This window comes from Lysinibacillus sp. EB271-A1-10B (assembly GCF_058791335.1).
This window is the reverse complement of record NZ_JBYTDL010000016.1, coordinates 88,990-115,337: the sequence shown is the minus strand read 5'-3', so window position 1 is coordinate 115,337 and position 26,348 is coordinate 88,990. Positions and strand designations below refer to the sequence as shown.

Below are 26,348 nucleotides of genomic sequence, written 5' to 3'. Positions count from 1 at the left end.
TCTCTGTTCGCTCGACTTGCATGTATTAGGCACGCCGCCAGCGTTCGTCCTGAGCCAGGATCAAACTCTCCATAAAAAGAAATTTGATAAGCTCAAATTGTTTTGCTGGCATCATGTTTGATGTCCAAAATTTTGTTTCGTTCACTAACTCAAGGTTAGTTACTAAAAACTTTATTGATTACGTTTTGCTTGTTCAGTTTTCAAGGTTCATTTCGTTGTCGTTGTTTTTTTCAGCGACTTCTTTATATTAACATTTAACTCAATTCATGTCAACAACTTTTTTAAAAAGTTTTTTTCCGTTCGTTGAGTTTTTTATTATGTCTTAGCGACAATTAATATAATACAATATCAATTAATTAAAAGTCAATAACTTTTTTATAAAAAATATCGAGGTATTTTTCATACCTCGATAACTAGCATACTACAGTCCTTGCTCCATTTCTAGAGCTTCTTTATTTACCTTATAATGACGGTGGAATATCATTTCACTTTTCGCAACGATCGGTTCAATTTGAATATAACCTTTGTCCACTAGATATTCTACAAATACTTCTAAATCTACTGAGTAATTCATGAGCTCACCATGATCATGCAATTCCTGAATAGTCCAAGTATCCTTTGTTTGCATGACTTCTAAAATATGTTGGGCGCCGTCTCGAGTACGTGAATGTATTAAAAACTCACTCGCTAAAAACAATAGCTCTAATCGTTTCTCTATTGGCTCAGTACTTGTAACGAGCTCCTCGTACAATTTATAAATCGCTGGTTCTATTTTTTTCACCTGTGCCCAAACAGTTACTTCAGGATAAAGTCCACTATCAATAATGGATAAACGGCCTAAGTGATGTAACGAATCTACTACATGATTATAAGCATCAAGATAGCTACCTTTATCAAAGTATTCTTTTCCTTCTAAGTAGCGACGAATTAATTTTGAAAATTGAATGCCTGTTTTGATTTTACGACCACTAAACGGAAACTCCTGTAATTCAATTTTTAATTTATGAAGAAATTCATTACGATCAAATAATACTCTTCCAAAGAAAATCCAATCGACCACTTTTTTATTCGAGCCAATAAGCAACCATTTTCGTATTATTTTCTCGGTAACCGTATGTAAAGCTACTTTATTTCCTTCATATAGGTAATGTTTCGTAAAGACTGGCTGTTCTGCTTCTTTTACGATAATAAGTAAGATTGTATCAAATGTATCTGTAACATTACTTTGTTCCTCTCGTTTTTCCACTAAAATAACGCCTAGTGTATTCGACTGACTTGCACGTTCTTGATATATTGGACGCAAAACTTGTTCCATGTTCAGTCCCCCTCTATTTGTTTGTAACCTTTTATCTTCATTCAGTGGATGTCACGGATTTACACCGTGCTCAATTACGCCAAGGCGAAATTGATTTCGTTAAAATTTCGACATACTCTAAAAGTAATCCTTCTTTCCACGTTTTCAAAGCTAAAATACTTTGTTCTTATATGTTATAGTAGATTTTAGGTTGGGAGGCAAGATGATAAATGAAACCTTACAAAAGTAAAATTAATAAAATCCGTTCATTCGCATTAGCACTTATTTTTATCGGCTTTGTAGTTATGTATGGGGGAATTTTCTTTAAAAACTATCCTATTCTAGTCTTAATTTTCATGACCCTTGGTGTACTTTGTATTATTGGTAGTACAGTTGTTTATGCATGGATTGGACTGCTCTCAACAAAAGCTGTTCAAGTCGAATGCCCTAATTGCCATAAGCATACAAAAGTATTAGGCCGTGTAGATATGTGTATGTACTGCAATGAACCATTAACTCTGGATCCAACTCTAGAAGGAAAAGAGTTCGATCAATCTTATAATAAGACAAAAAATTCCTAGCCCTCATAGAAGAGCTAGGAATTTTTTATTGTACTTTTGCAGATACATCTTTACACGATGGACAAGTGCCGTAAATTTCTAAACGATGCGCATGCACATCAAAGCCTGTTACCTGTGATGCAAAATGTTCAATTTCGTCGAGACCAGGATAATGGAAGTCGACTATTTTTCCACAGCATTCACAAATCATATGATAATGATCGTTTGTAACGAAATCAAAGCGGCTTGAAGCATCACCGAAAGTTAGCTCTTTTACTAGACCAACTTCACGAAATACGCGAAGGTTATTATAGACAGTCGCTACACTCATATTCGGGAATTTCCCTTCAAGTGCTTTATAAATTTCATCGGCAGTTGGATGTGCCATTGTTTGAATTAAATATTCCAAAATAGCATGACGCTGAGGAGTAATACGAACACCAGTTGTTTTCAACGTGTCAAGTGCATCCTGTAAATGCATTTCAGACATCGTCATGCACCTCTTCCATAAAGATTATTAATTGATAATAGTTATAATTAGTGTATCCAATTTAACTTACTTCTGTCAACATTCATACACATTTCACTTTAACTTCAGTCAACGGGTGTCACGGAATTATGCCGAGGTATAATTGATTTAGGACCGCCGCTTCAATAACCTCTTGATAAATCTAGCCTATTTTCTACATCTGTTTCACCACGTAACCACTTCTCTAAATTCGGCTTAAAAATCTCTAAGCTACGTTCAACATAGCGAGAAGAGTGACTTGAAATATGCGGAGACACAATGACATTCGGCAAAGTCCATATTGGATGATCCGCAGCTAAAGGCTCTTGTTCAAATACATCTAAAACAGCGTAACCAATTTCACCTGTTTGAATGGCATGCATCATAACAGTCTCTTCTACTAAATTCCCACGACCAAAATTCATAAAAATGGCGTCATTTTTCATCGCTTTAAAATGGTCTGCTTTCAATAAATGTGTCGTCTCTTCTGTTTTAGGTAAAACTGAAATGACAATATCAGCCTTAGGTAAAGCTTCGGCTAATTGCTCAAAACTCACCAATTCATTCATATATGCCGCTTCGTTCCCTGAACGGTTACAGCCAATTGTTGCAACACCAAAAGCTTGCAATAAGCGACCTACTTCCGAGCCAATAGCTCCAGGTCCCAAAATAAGTGCTGTGCTATCTCGCAACTCGGTTTGTTTCGCTTTTTTTGACCACTCGCTTTTCTTCTGCTGTTCATACACCCATGGTAGTGCACGCTTAATCGCTAAAATATGAGCAAGCATTGACTCTGCCATTGGCGTTTTATGAATGCCACGCACATTCGAAACTACTATTTCTCGGTCAATAATGGCTTGAGCTGGCATTTTTTCGATCCCTGCTGAGGCTACAAAAATCCATTTAACCTTTGTCGCATACTGAATATTTTCATCATTTAAATCTTCACCATATGTCACAAGCACATCTGCTTCTTGTAGCTCATTTTTTGATAAACCATTTTCAAAAACAAAATCCACTTGTGGAAATTCTGCTATTAGTGGTTCACGTAAATCTGGTCTTGGTTCAAACGTAAAATAAATTCTCATTGCTTCGCCTCCCATTCTGCTAAATATGTATATACTTCTTCAATATGATTTTTCACACGTACTTTACGCCAAGCCTTTATCAAATTTCCTTCGGTATCAATTAAAAATGTTGAACGTTCAATCCCCATATATTCACGTCCATACATCTTCTTCAGCACCCAAACTCCATAGGCCTCTGCCACGGCATGATCCTCATCCACTAATAGTGAGAATGGTAATCCATGTTTATCTATAAATTTAATATGCCTTTTAGCTTCGTCAGGGCTAATACCAAGCACAACTGCATTTAATTTACTAAAATCCTCATGCTTATCACGGAAGTCACAAGCCTCCGTAGTACAGCCTGGTGTCATATCTTTAGGATAAAAATATAAAATAACGTTTCGTCCTTTAAAATCCGCTAACTTTACTACTTCTTCTTTTTCATTCATAAGGGAAAAATCCGGTGCTTTTTTACCTTCTATTAAAGCCATATCAATCTCCTCCTCTGTACGCTTTATTTTACTCTAAATAGCAAAACAAATCATATCCCTTAATTTCTTTGGATTTCTTGCACTGATAGGTCTACAATAGATGAAGTATAAAGATTTAGGAGGCAATATATATGAATCACACAAAATCTGAAGCAGTACACGCAGAAGCGCTACAGCATATCGTTGGTGGTGTAAATAGCCCTTCTCGTTCTTATAAAGCAGTCGGTGGAGGTTCACCTGTTGCTATGACTCGTGGGAAAGGTGCTTATTTTTGGGATGTCGATGGTAACCGTTATATCGACTATCTAGCAGCTTACGGTCCAATCGTTACTGGTCACGGTCACCCACATATCGCAAAGGCTATTACACACGCTGCTGAAAATGGCACTTTATTTGGGACTCCAACTGAATACGAGGTTACTTTTGCTAAGATGCTTAAAGAAGCAATGCCATCTATGGATAAAGTACGCTTTAATAACTCTGGTACAGAAGCTGTCATGACAACAATTCGTGTAGCACGTGCTTATACTGGCCGTACAAAAGTTATGAAATTTGCTGGATGCTACCATGGTCACTTTGACTTAGTATTAGTGGCTGCTGGTTCTGGTCCTGCGACATTAGGTACTCCAGACTCAGCGGGTGTTACAACTTCAACAGCCGAAGAAGTAATCACAGTACCATTCAACAACCCTGAAGCATTTACAGAAGCGATGGATAAATGGGGCGATCAAATCGCTGCCATTTTAATAGAGCCTATTGTTGGGAACTTCGGTATTGTAGAGCCTAACCCTGGCTTCCTAGAATTAGTGCATGCTACAGCGAAGGAAAAAGATGCATTAACTATTTACGATGAAGTTATTACTGCTTTCCGCTTCCACTACGGCGGTGCCCAAAACTTGTTAGGTTTAACACCTGACCTAACAGCACTAGGCAAAGTAATCGGTGGTGGTTTACCAATCGGTGCATACGGCGGCCGCAAAGAAATTATGGATACAGTTGCTCCACTTGGACCAGCCTATCAAGCGGGTACAATGGCAGGAAACCCCGCCTCTATGCAAGCTGGTATTGCCTGCCTAGAAGTATTACAAACTCCAGGTATTTATGATGAAATGGATCGTCTTGGAGCTATTTTAGAGGAAGGTATCCTAGCTGCAGCAAAAAAACACGATGTAACAATTACTGTTAATCGCCTTAAAGGTGCTCTTACTATTTACTTTACAGATGTGAAAGTAGAAAACTATGAGCAGGCTGAAAACTCAAATGGTGAAATCTTTGGACGCTTCTTTAAATTAATGCTTGAACAAGGCATTAATTTAGCACCATCAAAATATGAAGCATGGTTCTTAACAACAGAGCATACAGAAGCTGATATTCTTGGAACAATCAAAGCAGTAGATCTTTCATTTTCACAATTGTAATTTGTAATTGTAAAGGCTAAACGCCTAGTGAGAAACGCAATTTATAATAGCATCTAGATTATCTAACTTTTAAAGACGACTCCCATGCGAGTCGTCTTTTTCTTTAAATGACATACAAATCTATGTATTTTATGAGCACTTCCTTCTATAATGTAAAGAAGCATTATTTATGCAGCCTGAGTCCCTCTATTTCAGCGGATGTTTGAACACCTGCTGAATAGTAACTAAGTCTGCATCGGGAGACTTGAAGTTAAAAATTTTAGACAGAAAGGACATCCATTTTCTATGAAATTAGGTGCCCGTGTATTTAAAACTGGTGTTGCCATCGTGTTTGCACTATTTATTGCTGAGTTGCTAGAGCTTCCTTCACCTGTTTTTGCAGGAATTGCAGCAATCTTTGCGATTCAGCCATCTATTTATCGCTCCTATCAAACAATTGTGGAGCAAATACAAGCCAATATTATAGGAGCTACCATCGCGGTCATTTTTGGCTTACTTTTTAGTCACCATGTAGTAGCAATCGGCATTGCAGTCATTGTTGCTATCGGTATTATGTTGAAATTTAAACTTGAAAAATCGTTGTCTCTAGCACTTGTTACTGTTGTAGCTATTATGGAGATTCAAGGAGATGACTTTCTTACATTTGGTCTTATTCGCTTTCTTACCATATTAGTTGGGGTGTTAGCAGCATTTGTTGTCAACCTGTTCTTCCTACCGCCAAAGTATGAAGTAAAGCTATTCCGTAAGATTTACTTTTTACAGGATGATATTATTCGATGGACGCGACTTGCTGTTCGTCAAGCATCTGAGCATACTTCTACTAAAGAAGCATTAAGCAAATTTAAGTCGCGTATGCAACGCGTTGATACACTGTATGATTTTTATAAGGAAGAGCGTAATTACTTTAAAAATAAAAAATTTGTAAAAGCACGTAAATTAGTTGTGTATCGTCAAATGATCACAACGTCAAAGAAAAGTTTAGAGCTTCTTCATCGTCTTCATAATCATGAAAACGAATTGGCCCAGCTTCCGACACAATTTCATTTAATGATTCAAGAGCGGCTTGATTTTCTGCTAACTTACCATGAGCAGCTACTGTTAAAATACACAGGGAAGTTAAAGCCCGAACATTCGGAGTGGAGTAAAAACATCGATTATGTTCAGCGTAACGAGTTAATGGAAATATTCATCAAGCAGATCAGTTATGCGCATGAGGAAGGCGATACAGAATTTTCGAGCTATCACTTGCTTTATATTTTATCGCGTATTTTAGATTACGAAGAAAACCTAGAGCATTTGGATACGCTCATTGTGTCGTATCAAACTCATCACGGCCATGAAATCAATGTGGAATTTGAAGAGGAATTTGTTTAACAATTTAAAGAGAGCGAAGAGTTGGCATGATGTCCATCTCTTCGCCCTTTTTTATTAGCTTTTCATTTTCGGATCAAGTGCATCACGGAGGCCGTCACCCATTAGATTAAACCCGAGAACCGTTAACATAATAGCTAAGCCTGGGAAAATCATCGTCCACGGAGCCTTTAATAAATATACGCGGGCATCCGCCAGCATTTTCCCCCATTCTGGTGCGGGTGCTTGAGCTCCTAATCCAAGGAAGCCTAGTGCTGCCGCTTCAATAATCGCTGTCGCTATCGCTAGTGTTCCTTGTACGATGATTGGTGTCATCGAGTTTGGCAAAATATGCGAAAACAAAATTCGCGAGTCACGCATTCCAATCGCCTTTGCTGCTACGATATACTCCTCTTCTTTAACACTCAATACTTTCGAACGAATTAAGCGCCCAAAATTCGGTACGTTAATAATGGCAATGGCAATCAGTGCATTTTGTAATGATGGTCCAAGTACTGCTACTACCGCAATCGCTAGTAAAATACTAGGAAATGCTAACAAAATATCGAAAATTCGCGAGATTATCGTATCAACCCATCTTCCATAATACCCCGCAATAATGCCAAGGAAACTACCTACAATAACAGAAAGAATAACCGATAAAAAGCCTACTTTCAAAGAAATTTGAGCTCCATGAATAACTCTAGAGAAAATATCCCGTCCGAAGTCATCCGTTCCAAACCAATGCTCACTTGATGGTGCTAATAAACGCATCGAAAGGTTTTGTTCATTCATTCCTTCAGGAGCAATCTGTGGACCAAATATAGCAAGAAAAATAAAAAATAGTACAATACCTGCACCTACCAGGGAGATTTTACTCTTTTTAAAGCTACGCCAGCCTTCTCTCCAAGGACCTGCCGCTCGTTCACGTCTTGGTGCTGCTTCTGTTTTTACATCCATGGCTCCAGTCATTAGTGCTTCTCCCCTCTATTTGTATTTAATCCGCGGATCAATCACTGTATACAGTAAATCCACAATTAAGTTAATCACGATAAAAATAAAAGCAATTACTAAAATACCTGATTGAATAACAGGGTAGTCTCGGAAGCCAATGGCATCATATATATAACGACCAATTCCAGGCCAGCTGAAAATTGTCTCTGTTAAAATAGCACCACCTAGTAGCAATCCTGTTTGCAACCCTATGACAGTTAACACTGGGATAACTGCATTTTTCAATGCATGCTTATAAACAACAATAAACATTTTTTGCCCTTTTGCTCTAGCGGTGCGTACATAGTCAGAACGCATTACTTCAAGCATAGAAGACCTAGTCATTCTTGCAATAATCGCCATTGGAATTGTCGCAAGAGCCATGCCCGGTAATACTAATCGTTTTACTACCTCGGTAAATTGATCAAAGCGGCCTTGGATGAGCGTATCTAGTAAATAAAAATGAGTAATGGCGGTTATTGGGTCTCGCACATCTTCTCGCCCGGATGTCGGGAACCAGCCAAGCTGATTACTGAAAGCCCATTGTTCCATTAAACCGAGCCAGAAAACCGGTACAGACACCCCGACTAAAGCAACTACCATTGCCACATAATCGAACCAAGAATTTTGGAACCATGCAGAAATAATGCCTGCATTTACGCCAATAATCACTGCAATAATCATGGCAAACAGCGCTAGCTCAGCTGTTGCCGCTAAATACGGGAAAATTTCCTCTGATACGGGTAATTTAGTACGTAATGATACTCCTAAATCCCCCTGAAAAATGCCACCTAAATAACTAAAATATTGTGTATACCACGGCTTATTTAATCCTAAACTTGCGTTTAACGCTTCGACCGCTTCTTTCGTTGCCTGCTGCCCTAAAATTACTTGTGCTGGATTACCAGGAATTGCACGAATTAACATGAAGACGATGAAAGTCATTCCAAGCAAAACTGGGATTAGTTGGGATAATCGTTTCCCCATATAGTGAACCATTTTTTTCACCCCTCTGTTATTTTCATAATATACTTTTGCACTAAAAGCATTGAGGTCTTTACACATACTGTAGAAAGGGTCAGCTTTCACCAACAAAAGAATCCGCTAGATTTCTACGGCTTACCCGCAGAAAGCAAGCAGATTCTTTAAAATTTCTTCTCTTCTTAAATTAAAACCTGTTGGGATAGCCGTTTAAACCTACTTCACATCTACTGTATCTAAACGGTCAGAACCTGTCGGATGTGCAACATAGTTTGTAACTTTAGTATTAGCAGCTAAAATTGGCGTAGAGTGAGCAAGCGGAACCCATGGTGCATCTTTAGAGATAATCACTTGTGCTTGCTTGTAAAGGTCATTACGCTTGTCCTCATCCATTTCAGTTTGTGCTGCAACAAATAATTCGTGCACTTCTTTGTTGTCATAGAATGTATAGTTGTTAGAATGGATATTATCTCCGTCTAATAAAGTGTAAAGGAAGTTATCTGCATCCCCGTTATCACCTGTCCAACCAAGTAAGAACGCATCTGCCTCTCCATTTTCCGCCTTTTCTAAATACGTAGCCCATTCAAACGTTACAATCTTAGATTTCATACCAACATCTGCTAAATTCTTCTGAATGGCTTCTGCAATTTTTTGACCGTCAGGCATGTACGGACGTGGTACAGGCATTGCCCATAGCTCGATTTCTTTACCATCATAGCCAGCTTCAGCTAATAATGCTTTTGCTTTTTCTGGATCATAGTCATAGCCTTCAACCTCATCGTTGTAGCCTGCAATTATTGAAGGCATCGGATTTTTTGCTGTCTCGCCTAAGCCTTCATAAAATGCATCTACTAATGCTTGCTTATCGATTGCATGATTTACTGCTTGACGAACCTTTACATTATCGAACGGTGGACGAGTTACTGTTAATCCAAGATAACCAACATTCATAGAAGGACGTTCGATTAATTGTAAATCTGCATTTGATTCGATTGAAGCTTTATCAGATGGACTTAAGCCATCAACTACATCAACCTCAGCGTTAGTTAATGCATTGAATCGTGCGGAGTTATCTGGAATAGAACGGAAAATAACTTTATCTAATTTCGGCAAATCTGCAATACGGTAATCAGGGTTTTTCTCAATAGTGATAGAATCATTTCGTTTCCACTCTACAAATTTAAATGGACCTGTACCTACTGGATGATCTTTAAGTGCCTCATCATTCTTTTCAAATGCTGTTGGTGAGGCAATAGCAAATGGTGACATCGCTAAGTTTTTCAAGAATGGTGCTTGTGGCTGAGCTAGTTTAAATATAACTTTATAATCCCCATCAGCAGTGATCGACTCAATTACTGACTTTTCATTTACCGTGAATTGAGAAGCGTAGTATGGGAATTTATCAGCACCACCAGCTTTCCAGCGCTCAAAATTTTTCACGACTGCTTCAGCATTAAAGTCAGTACCGTCATGGAACTTAACCCCTTCTTCAAGTTGCATAGTATACGTTAACCCATCTTCTGAAGATTCCCAAGATTTTGCTAGCCCTGGGTGCAACGTTACATCGTTCTCTCCAAAGTTAATTAGAGTCTCATAGATATTTACGGTAACTTTAAACGATTCACCTTCTGTTACTGTCGCTGGATCGAGAGCAGTAGAATCGCCACCACGACCATATACTAATGTTTTTGGTCCACTACTGCTAGTTGAGTCACCACCACTTGATGTATCTTTACTACCCGTATCCTTAGAATCTGAACCGCCACAAGCAGCTAAGATTGTCGAGAGAACAAGGATAAGCATTACACCCAAAGTCCAAAGCTTTTTTTTCTTCATTCAATTTCCCCCTAAGTTTTTTTATATCATTGAATGTTGGATTGCATCGTAAAGTGAAAGTTTAATAAGTGTTTTTTCATCCCCACTGTATTAGTTTTCACCAATCGGGCATTTACGGGCAGGTTACTCTCCCACCTAGCTTCTTTACTTTCATTGAATTTTTAGGAAGGAGTCTTGTACCTATCGCTAAGCTTTAGATAAATTACTGCCCCGTTAATGCTGGATAAAGATGACAAGCAACAAAATGACCCGGTTTCACCTCTTGCATTTTCGGAACTACTTGAGAACACTCTTCTTTTTTAAATGGACATCTCGTATGAAAAGTGCACCCACTTGGTGGATTCGAAGCACTCGGAATATCTCCAGAAATAACAAGCTGTTCACGTTCAAACATAGGATCTGGAACAGGTACCGAGGATAGCAACGCCTGTGTATACGGGTGAAGTGGCTCAGCATATAAATCTTCACTTGCTGTCAACTCCACTAATTTCCCTAAATACATCACACCTACACGATTACTAATATGGCGTACAACCCCTAAATCATGGGAGATAAAAATATAAGTTAGCTTTAAATCCTTTTGTAGGTTTTGCAATAAATTCAATACTTGAGCCTGTATAGATACATCGAGAGCTGAGACAGGCTCGTCCGCAATAATCAAGCGCGGATTCGTCATCAGCGCACGGGCAATGCCGATACGCTGTCTTTGACCACCACTAAATTGGTGTGGATACCGTTTCACATGATATTCATTTAACCCAACAATTTCGAGAAGCTCTAACACTTTCTTCTTCCGTTCTTTTGCATTGCCCATCCCATGAACAATAAGGGGCTCCTCCAATATCTTCCCAATATTATGTCTAGGATTAAGAGAAGCATAAGGATCTTGGAAAATCATTTGAATATCTCTACGGGCTTTGCGCATCTCATTATTGGATAATTCAGAAATTACCTTTCCTGCAAATTCAATTTTGCCCTCAGTTGGCTCAAGCAATCGCATTAAAAGTCGACCAGTCGTTGATTTACCGCACCCGGACTCACCTACAATACCTAATGTTTCTCCTTCAAAAACTTCAAAGGAAACATCATCTACTGCCTTTACGTCCCCAACTTGTTTATTAAGGACCCCCTTCCGAATGGGGAAGTACTTTTTCAAACCATCAACTTTCAATAAAGTTTTCGACATGTTGCTCCACCTCCTGTTTCTCTAGTAAAAAGCATCTTGATTTATGCTGCTCTCCTGCTTCATATAAAGGTGGCGTTTCTTGTACACAGCGTTCCATCGCAAATTCGCAACGTGCTGCAAAACGGCAGCCTACCTGAATACTTCCGGGTTTTGGTACACTGCCTGGTATAGAGTAAAGGTTGTCCTTCTTATAACGCATATCTGGTACAGACTTAATAAGTCCTTGTGTATAAGGGTGCTTTGGATTAACGAATATCTCCTGAATAGGCGCCTCCTCTACGATCTGACCTGCATACATCACAATCACTCGCTCGCATGTTTCTGCCACAACGCCTAAATCATGCGTAATTAATAAAACAGCTGTATTTAAACGTTTATTTAAATCTTTCATCAGCTGCAAGATTTGAGCTTGAATCGTAACATCTAGCGCGGTAGTCGGCTCATCAGCAATCAGCACCTTCGGATCACAGACAAGCGCCATCGCAATCATGACCCGTTGTCGCATTCCCCCAGATAGCTGATGTGGATAATCTTTTAATAATTCCTCAGCACGAGGTAAACCTACAAGCTTCATAATTTCAACTGCCCTTGCGAAGGCTTCTTTTTTCGACCATTTTGGATTATGGATTAAAATCGCTTCTTTTAGCTGATCCCCAATTGTAAACAAAGGATTCAAGGATGTCATAGGTTCTTGGAAAATCATCGCCACATCTTTCCCACGAACTTTCTGCATTTGTTTATCAGATAATGTTACGAGGTTTTTGCCATCTAACCTTATTTCCCCTCCTGTTATTTTTCCAGGTGGTGACGGTATTAAGCCCATAATGGACAGGGATGTAACACTTTTTCCACTTCCTGATTCCCCTACTATCCCTAATATTTCTCCCTCATGAACAGAAAAATCAATATCATCTACGGCAGGAATTTGTCCATCATCTGTAAAAAAGGTTGTCTTTAAGCCTTTTATTTCTAGCAGCTTTTTTCTCATGATCAATCTCCCATCGTCCTATATTTTTACTTAATCACTCTAACTATCACTCAATTCCCTATTTTCAGATAATTCTAACCAAAAAACATCGCTCTTTCAATCATAATTGTTCTGCAATAAACATAGATTTTCTACATCGTTCGAGTTTCATATTAATAATGTCTTATTAATTGATACTAATTTATAAATAAGACAAAAAAATAGCCTTCCATTTATACTTAAACGGAAGGCTATTTTTAAATTATTGACTCATTAATAAAATATTGGGATGATATTTTTGCTAAAAACCATAGGTCACGGAAATTAATCCCATGTTATAGATTTTTTCTATTATAACGTGGTGTATCAATCTAAATGTTGCACCTGGAATAAACTAAAGTAGGTGCCCTCTTTTTGCATTAATTGCTCGTGCGTACCACTTTCAATTAATTGTCCATGATCTATAACAATAATTTTATCTGCATGTGTAATCGTAGATAGTCGGTGAGCAATTATTATTGTCGTACGTTCATGTGCAAGTACATCCAATGATTCTTGAATAAGTGCCTCACTTTCTAAATCCAATGCAGAGGTTGCTTCATCCAGTATTAAAATAGGAGGATTTTTTAAAAACACACGAGCGATCGCTACCCGCTGCTTTTGTCCACCTGATAACTTCACACCGCGCTCCCCGACCTTTGTGTCATAACCATCTGGTAAGCTCATAATAAAATCATGTGCATTGGCTGCTTTTGCCGCAGCAATAACCTCTTCATCAGAAGCATCTGGCTTACCCATTAAAATATTTTCTTTTACGGAATCACTAAACAAAATATTATCTTGTAGGACTATTCCAATTTGTGAGCGTAAAGAATGTAGAGATACGTCACGCACATTATAGTCATCAATACATACGGTGCCACTCGTTGTGTCATAAAAACGAGGAATTAAACTAATGATCGTTGATTTTCCTCCACCACTCATTCCTACAAACGCAACTGTCTCGCCAGGTTTAATTGTAAAATTGATATTGTTTAAAATTTGTGAGCCCTCTTCTTCGTATTGAAAGTTCACATTGTCAAAACGAACTTCACCTTTTACCCGAGGTAGCTCTAACGCATTAGCCTTGTTTTTTATTTCATAAGGTTCATCTATTAATTCAAACATTCGATCCATTGATGCAATGGACTGTGTTAACATTGTTGATGAACTTACAAGGCGACGAAGTGGACCATAAAGTCGTTCGATATAGGCAATAAAGGCAACCATCGTCCCGATTGAAAGAGATCCATTAATAACCTGATAGCCTGCATAAGCAATGACTAGGAGTGGTGCTACATCCGTGATTGTATTCACCACTGCAAACGATTTAGCATTCCATCTCGTATGATCCAGCGCTTTCTCTAAAAATTCTCCATTTGCTTCATCGAATAATTTTTGCTCATGTTTTTCGAGCGTAAAGCTTTTAATAATACTCATTCCAGCTACACGTTCATGTAAATAGCTTTGCACTCCAGCTAGTGCTTGTGAACGTTTACGTGTTAAAGACCGAAGCTTGCCAAAGAAGAACTTTACGCTAAACGCATAGAATGGGAACGCAATCAATGCTACTAGCGTTAACTTTACATCCATAGCAAACATAATACCGATTGCAATAACAATTGTCGCAAGGTCCAGCCAAACGTTCATCAAGCCTGTCATAATAAAGTTTTTTGTTTGTTCCACATCATTAATCACTCTTGAAATCACGTCGCCAGCTCTTGTATTGGCATAATATCTTAAACTTAGTCGCTGTAAATGTGCATATATTTGTTTTCGAATATCGAAAAGCACTTTGTTACTGACATTTTGAGCAAAATATTGACGGTAATACTCAATCGGTGGTCGAATAATAAAGAATACAATGATCGTGCCACCTAACCAATAAAACAGTTCTTTAGTCTTCTCTGCATCCGTTAAATGATCTGCAGCAATAATATCATCTAACACAATTTTTATGAGTAATGGAATAAATAACGGAATTGCAAATTTCACTATACCAATTAAAATCGTTAAAATTATTTCCCATGTATATGGTTTTACAAATCTCATATAACGCTTTATACTACCCAATTCATTATCACATCCTTATCAAAAAACCTTTAGCAAATGCAAGGGGAACTCCTTGTATCACTTCGTACATAAAAAGAAACAGACATCCACAAAATGAATGCCCAAACGTATTATAGCAATATTTTGTTTTAAATACAGTTAATTTAGCTTTGTCACGAACTATTTTACAAACAGCTTATGTAACATTCCTTTTTACATTTTTTCCTTTAATCTTTTATATACAAATTCTAGTAATATAAAGATTAAACCTACTAGTATGAACCCGAAAGAAGGTACGTATAATTCCTTATTCATATGTATAGAATCATTCACAAAGTGACCCAAATATCGGACCGCCTCAGCTACAAGTCTGTGCATGAACAACATAAAACTACCAGTCAAAAAAAATAATGTACCTATAATATAACCTGTATTCATAGTTTCCCTCCAAATATTTGTAATACTTTACAATATTACTATAACAAAAACACTGGTAGAGAATTACTTATTTTTCCGATAAAAAAACACCTATTAGTAAAACTAATAGGTGCTACTAACAATCATCTGCTTGCATATCGAGCTGAAACTTATATCGACTTGTCCAGGCATCGATAAAATCAGGTGCAAAGGGTCCTCTTTTTTGTTGAATCCAGCTAATTAATTTATCGACATTGCGCTTTAAAATTTTATCTATGACATCTGGATAAGACATTTCCTTACGATGCAGCTCATATTCATCCTCATCTAAGAGTGAATAAGACAGATCTGGGAAAACTTTAATATCTAAATCATAGTCAATATATTTAATGGCATTATTATCGAAAACAAATGGTGAGCTTAGATTACAATAATAATACACACCATCTTCACGTAGCATGCAAATGATATTAAACCAGTACTCCGCATGGAAATAACAAATAGAAGGCTCTCTCGTTAGCCACGTTCGACCATCGGATTCTGTCACAAGTGTCCGCTCATTCGCACCGATAATGATATTTTTTGTTCCTTTTAAAACCGTTGTTTCTTGCCAAACACGGTGGATACGGCCATTGTGTTTATAACTATGTATTTGTATCGTTTCTCCTTCTACCGGTATTGCCATCTTTGAAGCCCACCTTTTCGTCTATGCTACCTAAATCTAGCAGTCTCTAGTATATTATAGCAATGTGTAGGCGAAAGGTGTAGTTAGAAAACCACAAATTTCCCTGCGCTCTTTTAAATTTGTACTAAATTTCGTTAATTTAAAGCTATCATAACACTAACCTAATTGGAATTTTTTGTTTAAATTCATGTATCGGAGCATGGTTTTATCAGCTACCCGAGCAGTTCCTTATCACCTGAACCGTTTTCTATCTTGCTATAAAAAAATTCAAAAGGAGCTGCCTTTTTTAATCTTTTCGATTTTAGACAGCTCCTCAGAGGTAAATGCAATTATGCAATTACAAAGTGTTATTCACCAAGATCTTGGTTAGTTTTATTGAAGTTACCTGAAGCTTGAGCTTTTTTCTGCTCTGCTTTAGCATTTTGCTTTTGCACTTCATTAACGTCTGTTTCATAACCAAATTCTTGACTTTGACGTTGCATGTTTTTATTCGGTTGGAAATTCTGGTTGTTTTGCTTTTTCATTTTCATTCACCTCCACGCTCATTATTGTGTACCGAGGTGAATGCTTTTATGCCTAAAAATTTTATATAAATAATTTTCTAGATTAATCCTTTATTTCCTGCCAAATTTTTAGCATTGGAACGGACATTGGTAACAATTCTATTTGTTCACGAGTCAGCCATTCGCCCTTTTCTGCTGAATTACATTTCATAAAATAGCTATTTATATGCCATGTTAAATGTGAAAAAATATGTTTAAATGTCAGCAAATCCTGTTGCGATTGAACATTCATAGCATAATCATTAATAAAAGTATCTATTGAATCTTTACCATGCTCTAGCATTGGGAACTGCCATAGATCAGCTAGTAAACCCTCTGCTGGACGCTGCTCTAATAAAATTCGCCCTTTGTCATCTTGACATACAAGCACATCGTATGTGAGATGCTTCATCTTTATTTTTTTAGATTTGATAGGTAATTTTTCAGGCTCGCCTTCATTAAAAGCAGTACAGTATTCCCGAACTGGACATAATAAACACTTTGGTGAAGTTGGCGTACAAATAAGTGCACCCAGCTCCATTAAGCCTTGATTGAAGGACGATGCATTTTTAGGATCAATTAGTTCTTCAACAGCCTCTTCAAATATCTTTTTAGTCTTTGGAACGGCTATATCATCATGAATAGTAAGCACACGACTTAAAACACGCATAACATTCCCATCCACTGCATGTTCGGGCTTATTATAGGCAATACTTAAAATAGCTCCAGCAGTATACGGACCTACGCCTTTTAATTTTGAAATCTCATGGCGATTATCGGGTACTACCCCACCGTAGTTTTCTAATACCTCACGAACACCCGCTTGTAAGTTACGTGCACGGGAATAATAGCCGAGGCCTTCCCAATGCTTTAATAAGTATTCTTGTGGAGCTTCCGCGAGTAATTCTAATGTTGGAAAACTTTCCATGAAACGATTGTAATAAGGAATAACTGTGTCGACACGTGTTTGCTGTAGCATCACTTCCGATACCCAGATTTTATAAGGGTCCGTCGTATGCCTCCAAGGTAAATCACGTTTCTCAACATTAAACCATTCGACTAAAGATTGTCGAAATTCTGTTACATATGGATAATTCACAGTGACCTCCAGTGTTTTTACGATTTTATTTATAGTAAAAAGAGTATACAATTAAAAAAAGACCATCTGTATAAAACGACAAAAAGCGCCATTATTTTCTAGCTTCAAGATTTAACACGACAGTCTTAATAAGTATTACGGATTATTGAAATATACATGTATGCAAATTGTACTCTATTTAGATGCATACAAGGAGTGGATATTTTTGGATTCAGGCACACATTTCGTTATGGGTATAGCCCTCGGTGGTCTTGCGTTAGCTGATCCCGTTGTAGCAAGTCATTCGATGACCTTTACCGCAGTAATGGCAGGTACAATTATTGGCTCGCAGGCACCTGATGTCGATACAGTTTTAAAACTGCGCAACAACGCAATTTATATTCGACATCATCGTGGAATTACACATTCACTACCAGCAGTAGCTATTTGGCCCATCTTAATTACAGCGGTTTTAGCACTTCTTATTCAAGACGCAAATGTGTTTCATTTATGGCTTTGGACATTTTTAGCTGTAGCACTTCACGTCTTTGTTGATATTTTCAATGCTTATGGTACACAAGCACTTCGACCGTTTTCTAGAAGATGGGTTGCACTTGGTGTCATTAATACATTTGATCCTATTATTTTCACCCTACATTGCATCGGCATTTTGCTTTGGGCATTTGGTGTTAATCCTGTTTGGACATTTAGTATCATGTATCTCATTATTATCGTTTACTACATTTTACGATTCGCAGTCCAAAAGGCTGTAAAGAAAGCTGTGCATAATACCATTCAGGATGAAGAGTATGTTATTGTAGCCCCTACAATGCGGTTCTTCCACTGGCGAATTGCAGCAAAATCTAAAACGCATTATTATGTTGGCCGTGCTTATGGGCGAGCTGTTAATATTTACGATAAATTCGAAATAAAACCTTTACCGAAAACGCCTCTTATTGAAATAGCATTGAAAGATCCCAATCTCGCTGCATTCGTGTCATTCTCACCATTGTATCGTTGGGAAATTTCAGAACTCGATAATGGCTTAACAGAAGTTAGATTAATTGATCTGCGTTACCGTAGTGATAATCGCTATCCTTTCGTAGCTGTCGCTCATTTAAACGAGGACAATGAAATTATCACTTCATACACAGGCTGGATTTTTACAGAAGATAAACTCCAGAAAAAATTACAAGTTGGCGCAAGTAATTAAACATCAGTAAACCCTGGCCATAATTTGGCCAGGGTTTTGTTATTGTACCATATCATCACTAGCATCAAGTAAATGTGCGTACTTGGGATTACGTCCCGCAAATGCATGCAGTTTATCGCCATAGCTGGCAATTAATTGACGCACCAAATTTTCAGTGTATTCCGTACCGCGATAAGCGTAACCAGCTTTCGCAGAAGTCGATTCAAAATCACTCCATAAAAGCTCGATCCATACTCGTGCACGCCCTACTGACATTTCTGGATTTTTTGCAAGCAACTCAGCTGTTAGCTTTTCAATTTTTTCATCCATTTATTTGCCCACCTTTACAGGTGATAGCATTGAAACAGGTAATGCCTCTTGGTATTTTTCGCCCCCTAAGCGATGGCCCCATGCGAAACGTCCTTTTAAATAATCCACTTGGAAAAATTCATTTTCAGAACCGTCAATACGATACATTTCTCCAGGAATTATTGTATCTAAATCCACTAAATAAGCTGCAGCCATTAACGCCTTGCGCTCGTATACTGCGAATTCATTAATGATGCCTAGCTGTTCCGCCTTACGTGCTTTTTCCTTTATCCTAGCTATTTCTTCACGTAATTCATGCTCTGACATCGCAGCATAATTTTTTTCGTTCATTCCTCATTCTCCTTCTCTTCTATAAAACGATCTATAACTTCTATAGGAAAACCCTTTTGATAGAGCGCCTGCTTTATTTTCATTTTTAATTCAAAACCAGTATACTTCGATGAATACTTTTTCCAAACTTTTTCCCCTTGCACATCAAGTAGCTGTTGCCATTCATCTTCCTCTTGCTCAATCTCTATTTGACTAAGCACCTCATCTACAACACTAAAAGAATAACCTTTTCTCATTAAAAAATCTTGAATTTTAACTTTTATTTGTGTTGGCGTTTTCTTTTTTTCCGATCGAATGACCTTTTCAGCCAATTGTGTCGCAAGCTTTACCTGTTCCCCATGACTATATGTAGCCAATACCTCATCCTGTAAGCTTTTATCAATCCCTTTTTTCATAAGGTCTTGCCTAATTGCTTTGGGTCCTTTTTTCATCGTAGCCTTTTTCGTATCGAGCAACGCCTTGGAGTAAGTCTCATCATTTAAAAAGCCATACGATTTAAGCTTTTGTATAGCCTCTAAAATAACCGCTTCCCCAAATTCTAACGAGAGCAGCTTTTTCTTAACCTCATGCTCACTGCGCATTTGATAAGATAAAAAATTTAACCCTTTATTAAAAGCTTTTCGAATCTCATCCTCATAGGCAATTTCCTGAATATCAAATTCCTCAAGCACTTTGCCCTTCGTTAACCCAAATTGAATGAGAATTGCCTCATCTACAGGAAAAGCGTATTCTTCGTTCAAATATATATTATAACGTTCTGGATTGTTTTTTTGACGTGCAATCTTCGTAATAACACGCATTCGTAACACCTCACTATAACCATTATAACATTTTTCGTGAGTATTGCTTTTTAGGTACTTTCTTGGTTAGCGGGTATTCGCTTCTCTTCCGCGGGTAATTCACCTCTCTTCCGCGAGTATTCGCTTCTCTTCCGCGGGTATTCACTTCTCTTCCGCGAGTATTCGCTTCTCCTTCGCGAGTATTCGCTTCTCTTCCGCGAGTATTCGCTTCTCTTCCGCGAGTATTCGCTTCTCTTCCGCGGGTATTCACCTCTCTTCCGCGAGTATTCGCTTCTCTTCCGCGGGTATTCACTTCTCTTCCGCGAGTATTCACCTCTCTTCCTATAGAAGTGGGAGACTCCCGCTAAAAAAAGTTAAATTTCCCTATTTAAAAGGAACTTTTTTAATGAAATCAAGTAGGATAATTTTTAAAAAAATAACACATTCTAATAAAAAAGAAAGGATGCGTTTTTATGTGGAAACAGCATATAGTGGGATCGGTAATTGCTACTTTTATTATTGCCGCGGCAATTAGCTTTAATCCATTTTCGGCCTCCGGCTCTGATGAATACAACTGGGGCATTAAACGAGCGAAAAACGGTGAACCAGCTGAAGCTGGGGCACAGCTTGATCAGATAGTTGAGAAATATGGTGCCATTTATAAAGGAAAGCCTGATAATAAAGTTGCTTATTTAACCTTTGATAACGGATATGAAAATGGGTTTACGGAAAGCATTTTGGATACGTTGAAGAAAGAAAACGCACCAGCTACCTTCTTTTTAACTGGTCATTATTTAGAAAGTGCCCCTGATTTAGTGAAACGCATGGTTAAAGATGGCCATATGATCGGCAACCATTCATATGGTCACCCAAATATGGCGAGACTAACTCCCGATGGTATGCGTACAGAATGGAAAAAGCTTGACGATAAACTACGTGAATTGACAGGTATTGAACGTACAACATATGCTCGCCCGCCTGAAGGTACATTTAATGCGAAATTATTAGAAATAGGCAATGCTGAAGGCTATCGTCATATTTTCTGGTCTGTTGCCTTTAAGGATTGGGAAAGGGATGTACGACGTGGCGCAGATTATGCGTATAACGCATTAATGGAACAGCTTCATCCTGGTGCCGTAATATTAATGCATACTGTTGCGCAGGATAACGCTGAAGCTCTTCCTAGGTTTATTGCTGAAGCGAAAAAACAAGGCTATACATTTTTATCCCTTAACGACTTAGTTTTAGAACATGAAGATTTCCCTGTCGCTTTGCAATCGTCTACTCCTTAGTTATAATGGGGAGATGATATTAAAAGAACAGGGACGTGGAAAGCTTGACGCAACAAACAATAATGGAAGTAGGACAAAAATTTCCTCTAATAATAAAAAGACTAGGTATTAATGGTGAAGGCGTAGGCTTTTATAAGCGTAATGTCGTATTTGTAAAGGGTGCCATTCCTGGTGAAGAAATTACAGCACAAGTGACTAAAACACAGCGAAATTTTGCTGAAGCAGAAATAGTAACGATTCGCAAAGCTTCAAAACATCGCCAGGAAGCACCATGCCCAGTTTACAACGAATGCGGCGGCTGTCAGCTTCAACATATGACATATGAAAAACAGCTGATTGAAAAGCGTGATATCGTCGTTCAAGCATTAGAACGTTATGCTAAACCATTAGCTAATTCAGTCGAAGTTCGTAAAACTCTAGGGATGGATAATCCATGGAATTACCGAAACAAAAGTCAATATCAAGTACGTAAAGAGGGTAAGCGTGTCTATGCAGGGCTATTTGCAGAAGGTAGCAACAAGTTACTGAACATCAATGATTGCCTAGTGCAACATCCGATTACATCAAAAATCACGGTGGCAACACGTAAAATTTTACAAAAACTGAATATTACTATTTACGATGGTCGTACGCTTGATGGCTTAGTGCGTACGATTGTTGTTCGTACAGGGATTCGTACAGGTGAAACACAAGTCGTGCTTGTCACAACACGTAAGGAAATTCCACATCTAGCCGAGCTCATTGCACGTATTAAAAAAACCGACCCAAGCATCGTGTCGATCGCTCAAAATATTAATCGTGAGAAAACATCGTTAATCTTTGGCGACGAAACGATTGTCCTCGACGGTAAGGAAACGATTCACGAGGAGCTTGGTGAATTAGCCTTTGATTTATCAGCTCGTGCCTTTTTCCAACTGAATCCAACACAGACTGTTCATCTCTATGATGAAATCAAAAAAGCAGCAGCATTAACAGGCAGAGAAACAGTTGTTGATGCTTACTGCGGTGTTGGAACAATCGGTTTATGGCTAGCTGACAAAGCAAAAGAAGTTCGTGGGATGGATGTTATTCCAGAAAGCATTCAGGATGCACGTAAAAATGCACGTAACCATGGCTTCAAGCATACAAAATACGCAGTCGGGACAGCAGAAAGTGTTTTAGCAAAATGGCGCAAGGAAGGATTTACACCAGATGTTATTACAGTGGATCCACCACGCACAGGTCTAGCACCAGAGTTTATCCGCACGGTGTTGAAGCTAAAACCGAAGCGCTTTGTCTATACGTCTTGTAATCCGTCAACATTAGCGAAGGATTTAAATGAATTATCGAAGTTTTATGATGTAGAGTATATCCAGCCAGTGGATATGTTTGCACAGACGGCACAGGTGGAATGCGTTGCGAAGCTCGTGTTGAAAAATAAATAATGTGAAGAAGGACGTCTTGAGGTATACGCTAGGCGTCCTTTTCGTTTTAAAATCGTCCATTTTATATACTAATTCGATGCACCCTAAAAAATGAGTTCTTATAAAAGCAAAACAAACGTCTCCTAAAATTAAGAGACGCCCGTTTTGTATTTTATTTTACTATGTAATGGACAGCTCTGGCTGCATGGATTAGTCATCTAAGTTAAAGTTCTTCTATTATATAGCGATAGACATCAAAGTCCAAATATTACTTGTCAGCAAATTTTATTTGATTTTATGTTTGCTTGTCTGTATAATATCATTCTAGGTGCCAAACCTATGTGACTTGGACGGAACATCCTTGTCACGCAAAGAACGCCATAACAGCACGGATTTGCTGGGCGTTTTTTGTTTTATGAGCGGGAAGATGAGCCCCGCTCTTTTATTTTGCCCAAAATTATACATAGCGCAAAAGCTTCCAAGCTAGCAATTTACTCGAGCTGTTACTTCCTCTACCCGAACTATTTGACTGACTCTCTTCTTTCCACTTCAAGGATGATTTCAAAAAGACATTACATCGACACTATTCGCTTATTTTTATTTCGTCCAAATACTAACAAAATAATAGCTATAATTAGCAAAAGCATCGCTACTAATAAAAGGAAGCTATAATTTACATATTCTAAATAAATGCCGCCTAAAAATGGCCCTGTTAAGCTACCGATACTAAGGGCAATGCCACAAAGCAGATTTCCTGTTGGTAGAAGCTCTTTTGGTGTTAGGTCTGCCATATAAGTAATACCTAATGAAAACATCGAACCGACTAATGTACCTGTAAAGAAAAATGCTACGGCTACTGCCATTTGAGAATACTCTAAAAAACTGGCAATCCCAAAAATAATAGCCCCTCCAAATGACCCAATCATCAGGACATAACGTCGTCCTATTTTATCCGCTACTGCACCAAGCGGCACCTGCGTTAATATTCCGCCAAATGTAAAGACTGATAACATAATAGGAATCATATTGACGTCAAAATCTTTACGTAAAGCATAGACCGGGAACAAAGCATTTAAAGCAGATTCTAAAAATCCATAAGTGAATGGCCCTAAAAATGCAATCCATCCAAATGCAATGGCTATTTTATAACGATGCCAGCCTCTTGCATGTAAGTCTCCCGTTAAACGCTCTGGTTTTTCATTATGTAAAAGGAATACAAAAGCCCATGCAAATAAACACATAGCAGAGGACACAATAAACGGTAATGCTTCTGCAACTTGTATAAGTTTCACCATTAAAGGTCCAACTGCGAAACCTGTACTAAAGGACAGGCCGTAAATGGCCATACCCTTTCCTAAGCTTTTATGATCTGTGGTGCTTGTAATCCACGTTTGTGTCGCAAAGTGTAATGCATGGTCTCCTACTCCAATGAGTAAGCGTAGGACAAACCAAAAAGTCACACTTTTCCATAAAGGAAATATTAGCAGTGAAACAAACACAAATGCACCGCCAATTAATATAATCGGTTTATAGCCCCATTTTCGTAATGGCTGCTCGATAAATGGTGAGATTAATAAAGTTCCTATGTATAGACCTGTTGCATTCAATCCGTTCAACGCGGAGGATACCCCATCACGTTCGAAAATAATTGAAATTAACGGTAAAAGCATCCCTTGTGAAAAGCCTGAAATAGATACAATCAACACTAGAACGGCAAATCTTTTTTTGCTGTAATCTGAGAAGTACGTCATCTTTTCCTCCAACATCCAATCATTATTCCAAAGAACAGCATACCAAAAAGCCTTAGCGCTCACCACATGTGATTTTACGCTAAGGCCTAACTAACACTTATCTCCATTTAATTGTATAAACACGAATTTCGGCTTTTATATTGGCCGAGTACTTGTTTAAACTCCCTCCTTTTCGAGTTAGAGTCTTTTTAGATTTTTTAAATCAACTCCTTTGCTTTTTCTTAATATTAATTTAACACACGCCCTCAATATTGTAAATATTCCGTCTATTTTTTTTTAAAATAATCGCTAAGTCCTAGGTGTTTACCTAAACATTGAAATTTAGTCCCGAATCAGCTAAGATGGAGGGGACGAAATGAGGTGTACGTATGTCAAATCCAATCACTGATAAAAAACAGCAAATGAATTACTTAAAAGAGCGTCTTGAAATGTTTTTAGAAGTTTTAGATGCCATCGATCCTGAAACAACTGAATTAGAGGATATTGATCGTTTAATTCAAATGATGGATGATTTAGAGGACAAAATGGAGCAATTTAATGCTCGTGAACAATAACTGATAAAAAGCAAGTGGAAACGCATCCACTTGCTTTTTATTTAAATTAATAGCAATCCCAATTATATAGAACTTTACTAAAATCTTTACGTTTTAGTTCATCCTCTGTGATGAAAAAGTTGCCGACCCCGACATCCCCCCACAGAATATGATCACCTACACTGTCAATTTGAAGCAACAAAATTGTTGAATCTGTATAGTCACCATAAGCTCTTGGATCTTCTTGAGTAAAGAATGGGTATCCCCCGATTTTATGACCTGTACTATCTAATGTTTCATAAAATGAGTCTACTAATTGATCATCGTCTTCTATAGCAACAAGGATCTTCGCATATGTTTTTTCACTTCTAAAGTCATTTGCTGATAATGGTTCATAGCCTGTTCCAAAGGACAATGCCATCTCTTTTTCCACAGGAAAGTATAATTCTTCTTCGTTCGCTTCAACAAACGAGAAATCTTGTACTAACTGTGACTCATCACTAACAATATGTTCGTGAAAAACAACGCGGAAGCCCTCATGATTTTGACCATTGTCAAAATCCATCCCAAGTACATCATCGTAGCCATCAATATAAAACTGCAAGATTCCCTCTTTAGGGAAGTTTGGTAAATGCTTCGGAACATCTGCAAAATTAATTTGAGCTAGTAATTTTAATGGTTGCCCTTCTGGACTTTTCGGATACTCCATTGACAGTGGAAAATACGGATCGCCAGCAAACTTACTTTCAAATAAAGAAGTTTTTCGTACTTCCGTTTCAATCAATACAGTCGGCTGTATCGTATCCTCTATTACAGTCCTATTTTGTTCAAATGCTTCAGGTAAATTAAGTAACTTCATTCTATTACCTCCTAAAGTAAATTCACATTAATTATAGAACAAACGTTCTGTTTTAACAATCTTAATTATGATGAATCGATAGCTTATGAATAAGGCAAGAAACTTCCGTTCAGCGGTAGGTATAATCAAATAAGTCCATAAATCAAGTGCTTCTCGGAAGTTTTATCTTACCAGTTCTTAAATCCATCTGCTTCTCGTGAAAACGACTTCGATTCCTACTATATTCCTCTTAAGATATTATTTATTACCCTGCTGCAATTATCTTATTACAACCTTAACAATAAATTGATTAACATAATTTCACATTTATATTTCCTCTTTTTGAGAATAGGCCTTTAATTCCGACCACAATGAGTTGAACTCTTTTTTTCATTAGTTGAAAAGAGTATAATATTACGTGGGAATAATCAAA

The 26,348-nt window shown here is 37.9% G+C and carries 27 protein-coding genes and 1 rRNA gene; 7 read left to right on the top strand and 21 right to left on the bottom strand.

Features of this window, described 5'->3' with window-relative positions; translation table 11 throughout:
- Both AC3WSK_RS18695 and AC3WSK_RS18690 read right to left on the bottom strand, forming a co-directional pair.
- Positions 1-76 (bottom strand): 16S ribosomal RNA (locus AC3WSK_RS18695); the annotation flags it as partial.
- A gap of 345 nt (positions 77-421) precedes the next feature.
- Positions 422-1,315 (bottom strand): nucleotidyltransferase-like protein, encoded by an 894-nt coding sequence (locus tag AC3WSK_RS18690; protein ID WP_079564329.1) that lies wholly within the window; start codon positions 1,313-1,315, stop codon positions 422-424.
- Between the two features lie 209 nt (positions 1,316-1,524).
- On the opposite strand from AC3WSK_RS18690, the gene AC3WSK_RS18685 reads away from it, so the two are divergent.
- On the top strand, positions 1,525-1,875 hold the full coding sequence (locus AC3WSK_RS18685) for a YgzB family protein (protein ID WP_079564327.1): 351 nt from the start codon (positions 1,525-1,527) through the stop codon (positions 1,873-1,875).
- Between the two features lie 25 nt (positions 1,876-1,900).
- Here AC3WSK_RS18685 and perR read toward each other — a convergent pair whose 3' ends face one another.
- The 3 genes from perR to bcp form a co-directional block, all read right to left on the bottom strand.
- A complete protein-coding gene (gene perR / locus AC3WSK_RS18680) occupies positions 1,901-2,344 on the bottom strand; it encodes a peroxide-responsive transcriptional repressor PerR (RefSeq protein WP_139377005.1) in 444 nt (147 codons plus the stop codon).
- A 161-nt stretch (positions 2,345-2,505) separates the two neighbouring features.
- Complete coding sequence (locus AC3WSK_RS18675; protein ID WP_492414281.1) at positions 2,506-3,450, bottom strand: D-2-hydroxyacid dehydrogenase; 945 nt, start codon at positions 3,448-3,450, stop codon at positions 2,506-2,508.
- Positions 3,447-3,923, bottom strand: a complete 477-nt coding sequence (gene bcp / locus AC3WSK_RS18670; RefSeq protein WP_427484256.1) for a thioredoxin-dependent thiol peroxidase — start codon at positions 3,921-3,923, stop codon at positions 3,447-3,449. The genes AC3WSK_RS18675 and bcp overlap by 4 nt, the downstream gene beginning before the upstream one ends.
- Positions 3,924-4,054: 131 nt before the next feature.
- Between bcp and AC3WSK_RS18665 the strand changes: the two genes are divergently transcribed.
- Together AC3WSK_RS18665 and AC3WSK_RS18660 are read left to right on the top strand one after the other, a co-directional pair.
- Positions 4,055-5,341 (top strand): glutamate-1-semialdehyde 2,1-aminomutase, encoded by a 1,287-nt coding sequence (locus AC3WSK_RS18665; protein ID WP_492414282.1) that lies wholly within the window; start codon positions 4,055-4,057, stop codon positions 5,339-5,341.
- A 285-nt stretch (positions 5,342-5,626) separates the two neighbouring features.
- Positions 5,627-6,715: an FUSC family protein gene (locus tag AC3WSK_RS18660; RefSeq protein WP_079564315.1), complete on the top strand. Its 1,089-nt coding sequence runs from the start codon at positions 5,627-5,629 to the stop codon at positions 6,713-6,715.
- A gap of 54 nt (positions 6,716-6,769) precedes the next feature.
- On the opposite strand, the gene nikC is transcribed toward AC3WSK_RS18660, so the two are convergent.
- The 10 genes from nikC to mutY all read right to left on the bottom strand — a co-directional run bounded on the left by nikC (position 6,770) and on the right by mutY (position 17,488).
- Positions 6,770-7,663: a nickel transporter permease gene (gene nikC / locus AC3WSK_RS18655; RefSeq protein ID WP_349661103.1), complete on the bottom strand. Its 894-nt coding sequence runs from the start codon at positions 7,661-7,663 to the stop codon at positions 6,770-6,772.
- Between the two features lie 15 nt (positions 7,664-7,678).
- A complete protein-coding gene (locus AC3WSK_RS18650) occupies positions 7,679-8,683 on the bottom strand; it encodes an ABC transporter permease (protein WP_079564309.1) in 1,005 nt (334 codons plus the stop codon).
- 198 nt (positions 8,684-8,881) lie between these two features.
- Positions 8,882-10,501: an ABC transporter substrate-binding protein gene (locus AC3WSK_RS18645; protein WP_427484255.1), complete on the bottom strand. Its 1,620-nt coding sequence runs from the start codon at positions 10,499-10,501 to the stop codon at positions 8,882-8,884.
- A gap of 202 nt (positions 10,502-10,703) precedes the next feature.
- Complete coding sequence (locus tag AC3WSK_RS18640; protein WP_079564305.1) at positions 10,704-11,687, bottom strand: ABC transporter ATP-binding protein; 984 nt, start codon at positions 11,685-11,687, stop codon at positions 10,704-10,706.
- Positions 11,662-12,675 carry an ABC transporter ATP-binding protein gene (locus AC3WSK_RS18635; RefSeq protein WP_079564303.1) on the bottom strand — a complete coding sequence of 338 codons (1,014 nt, stop codon included), beginning with the start codon at positions 12,673-12,675 and terminating at the stop codon, positions 11,662-11,664. The genes AC3WSK_RS18640 and AC3WSK_RS18635 overlap by 26 nt, the downstream gene beginning before the upstream one ends.
- 345 nt (positions 12,676-13,020) lie before the next feature.
- Positions 13,021-14,766, bottom strand: coding sequence for an ABC transporter ATP-binding protein (locus AC3WSK_RS18630; protein ID WP_079562729.1), 1,746 nt, complete (start codon positions 14,764-14,766; stop codon positions 13,021-13,023).
- A 192-nt stretch (positions 14,767-14,958) separates the two neighbouring features.
- Complete coding sequence (locus tag AC3WSK_RS18625; protein ID WP_079562728.1) at positions 14,959-15,183, bottom strand: hypothetical protein; 225 nt, start codon at positions 15,181-15,183, stop codon at positions 14,959-14,961.
- Positions 15,184-15,298: 115 nt separating this feature from the next.
- A complete protein-coding gene (ntdP, locus tag AC3WSK_RS18620) occupies positions 15,299-15,847 on the bottom strand; it encodes a nucleoside tri-diphosphate phosphatase (RefSeq protein WP_079562727.1) in 549 nt (182 codons plus the stop codon).
- 347 nt (positions 15,848-16,194) lie between these two features.
- Complete coding sequence (locus AC3WSK_RS18615; protein WP_079562726.1) at positions 16,195-16,371, bottom strand: gamma-type small acid-soluble spore protein; 177 nt, start codon at positions 16,369-16,371, stop codon at positions 16,195-16,197.
- An 82-nt stretch (positions 16,372-16,453) separates the two neighbouring features.
- A complete protein-coding gene (gene mutY, locus AC3WSK_RS18610) occupies positions 16,454-17,488 on the bottom strand; it encodes an A/G-specific adenine glycosylase (RefSeq protein ID WP_079562725.1) in 1,035 nt (344 codons plus the stop codon).
- Between the two features lie 205 nt (positions 17,489-17,693).
- Here mutY and AC3WSK_RS18605 point away from each other — a divergent pair, with 205 nt between their 5' ends.
- Complete coding sequence (locus AC3WSK_RS18605; protein ID WP_079562724.1) at positions 17,694-18,680, top strand: metal-dependent hydrolase; 987 nt, start codon at positions 17,694-17,696, stop codon at positions 18,678-18,680.
- A 39-nt stretch (positions 18,681-18,719) separates the two neighbouring features.
- Here AC3WSK_RS18605 and AC3WSK_RS18600 read toward each other — a convergent pair whose 3' ends face one another.
- The 4 genes from AC3WSK_RS18600 to AC3WSK_RS18585 are packed head-to-tail and all read right to left on the bottom strand — an operon-like array spanning position 18,720 to position 20,432.
- Positions 18,720-18,989 carry a YfhJ family protein gene (locus AC3WSK_RS18600; RefSeq protein ID WP_079562723.1) on the bottom strand — a complete coding sequence of 90 codons (270 nt, stop codon included), beginning with the start codon at positions 18,987-18,989 and terminating at the stop codon, positions 18,720-18,722.
- Positions 18,990-19,319 carry a YfhH family protein gene (locus AC3WSK_RS18595; RefSeq protein WP_079562722.1) on the bottom strand — a complete coding sequence of 110 codons (330 nt, stop codon included), beginning with the start codon at positions 19,317-19,319 and terminating at the stop codon, positions 18,990-18,992. It lies immediately after the preceding gene.
- Positions 19,316-20,119: a recombination regulator RecX gene (gene recX / locus AC3WSK_RS18590; protein WP_492414283.1), complete on the bottom strand. Its 804-nt coding sequence runs from the start codon at positions 20,117-20,119 to the stop codon at positions 19,316-19,318. The genes AC3WSK_RS18595 and recX overlap by 4 nt, the downstream gene beginning before the upstream one ends.
- A gap of 22 nt (positions 20,120-20,141) precedes the next feature.
- Positions 20,142-20,432, bottom strand: a complete 291-nt coding sequence (locus AC3WSK_RS18585; protein WP_492414284.1) for a hypothetical protein — start codon at positions 20,430-20,432, stop codon at positions 20,142-20,144.
- A gap of 139 nt (positions 20,433-20,571) precedes the next feature.
- Between AC3WSK_RS18585 and AC3WSK_RS18580 the strand changes: the two genes are divergently transcribed.
- A complete protein-coding gene (locus AC3WSK_RS18580; RefSeq protein ID WP_079562720.1) occupies positions 20,572-21,390 on the top strand; it encodes a polysaccharide deacetylase family protein in 819 nt (272 codons plus the stop codon).
- Between the two features lie 44 nt (positions 21,391-21,434).
- Positions 21,435-22,814, top strand: coding sequence for a 23S rRNA (uracil(1939)-C(5))-methyltransferase RlmD (gene rlmD, locus AC3WSK_RS18575; protein WP_427484252.1), 1,380 nt, complete (start codon positions 21,435-21,437; stop codon positions 22,812-22,814).
- Positions 22,815-23,365: 551 nt separating this feature from the next.
- On the opposite strand, the gene AC3WSK_RS18570 is transcribed toward rlmD, so the two are convergent.
- A complete protein-coding gene (locus tag AC3WSK_RS18570) occupies positions 23,366-24,544 on the bottom strand; it encodes an MFS transporter (RefSeq protein ID WP_079562719.1) in 1,179 nt (392 codons plus the stop codon).
- A 368-nt stretch (positions 24,545-24,912) separates the two neighbouring features.
- Between AC3WSK_RS18570 and AC3WSK_RS18565 the strand changes: the two genes are divergently transcribed.
- Complete coding sequence (locus tag AC3WSK_RS18565) at positions 24,913-25,098, top strand: SE1561 family protein (RefSeq protein ID WP_049668848.1); 186 nt, start codon at positions 24,913-24,915, stop codon at positions 25,096-25,098.
- Positions 25,099-25,144: 46 nt separating this feature from the next.
- On the opposite strand, the gene AC3WSK_RS18560 is transcribed toward AC3WSK_RS18565, so the two are convergent.
- Positions 25,145-25,936: a YwqG family protein gene (locus AC3WSK_RS18560; RefSeq protein WP_492414285.1), complete on the bottom strand. Its 792-nt coding sequence runs from the start codon at positions 25,934-25,936 to the stop codon at positions 25,145-25,147.
- Positions 25,937-26,348: the final 412 nt, after the last annotated feature.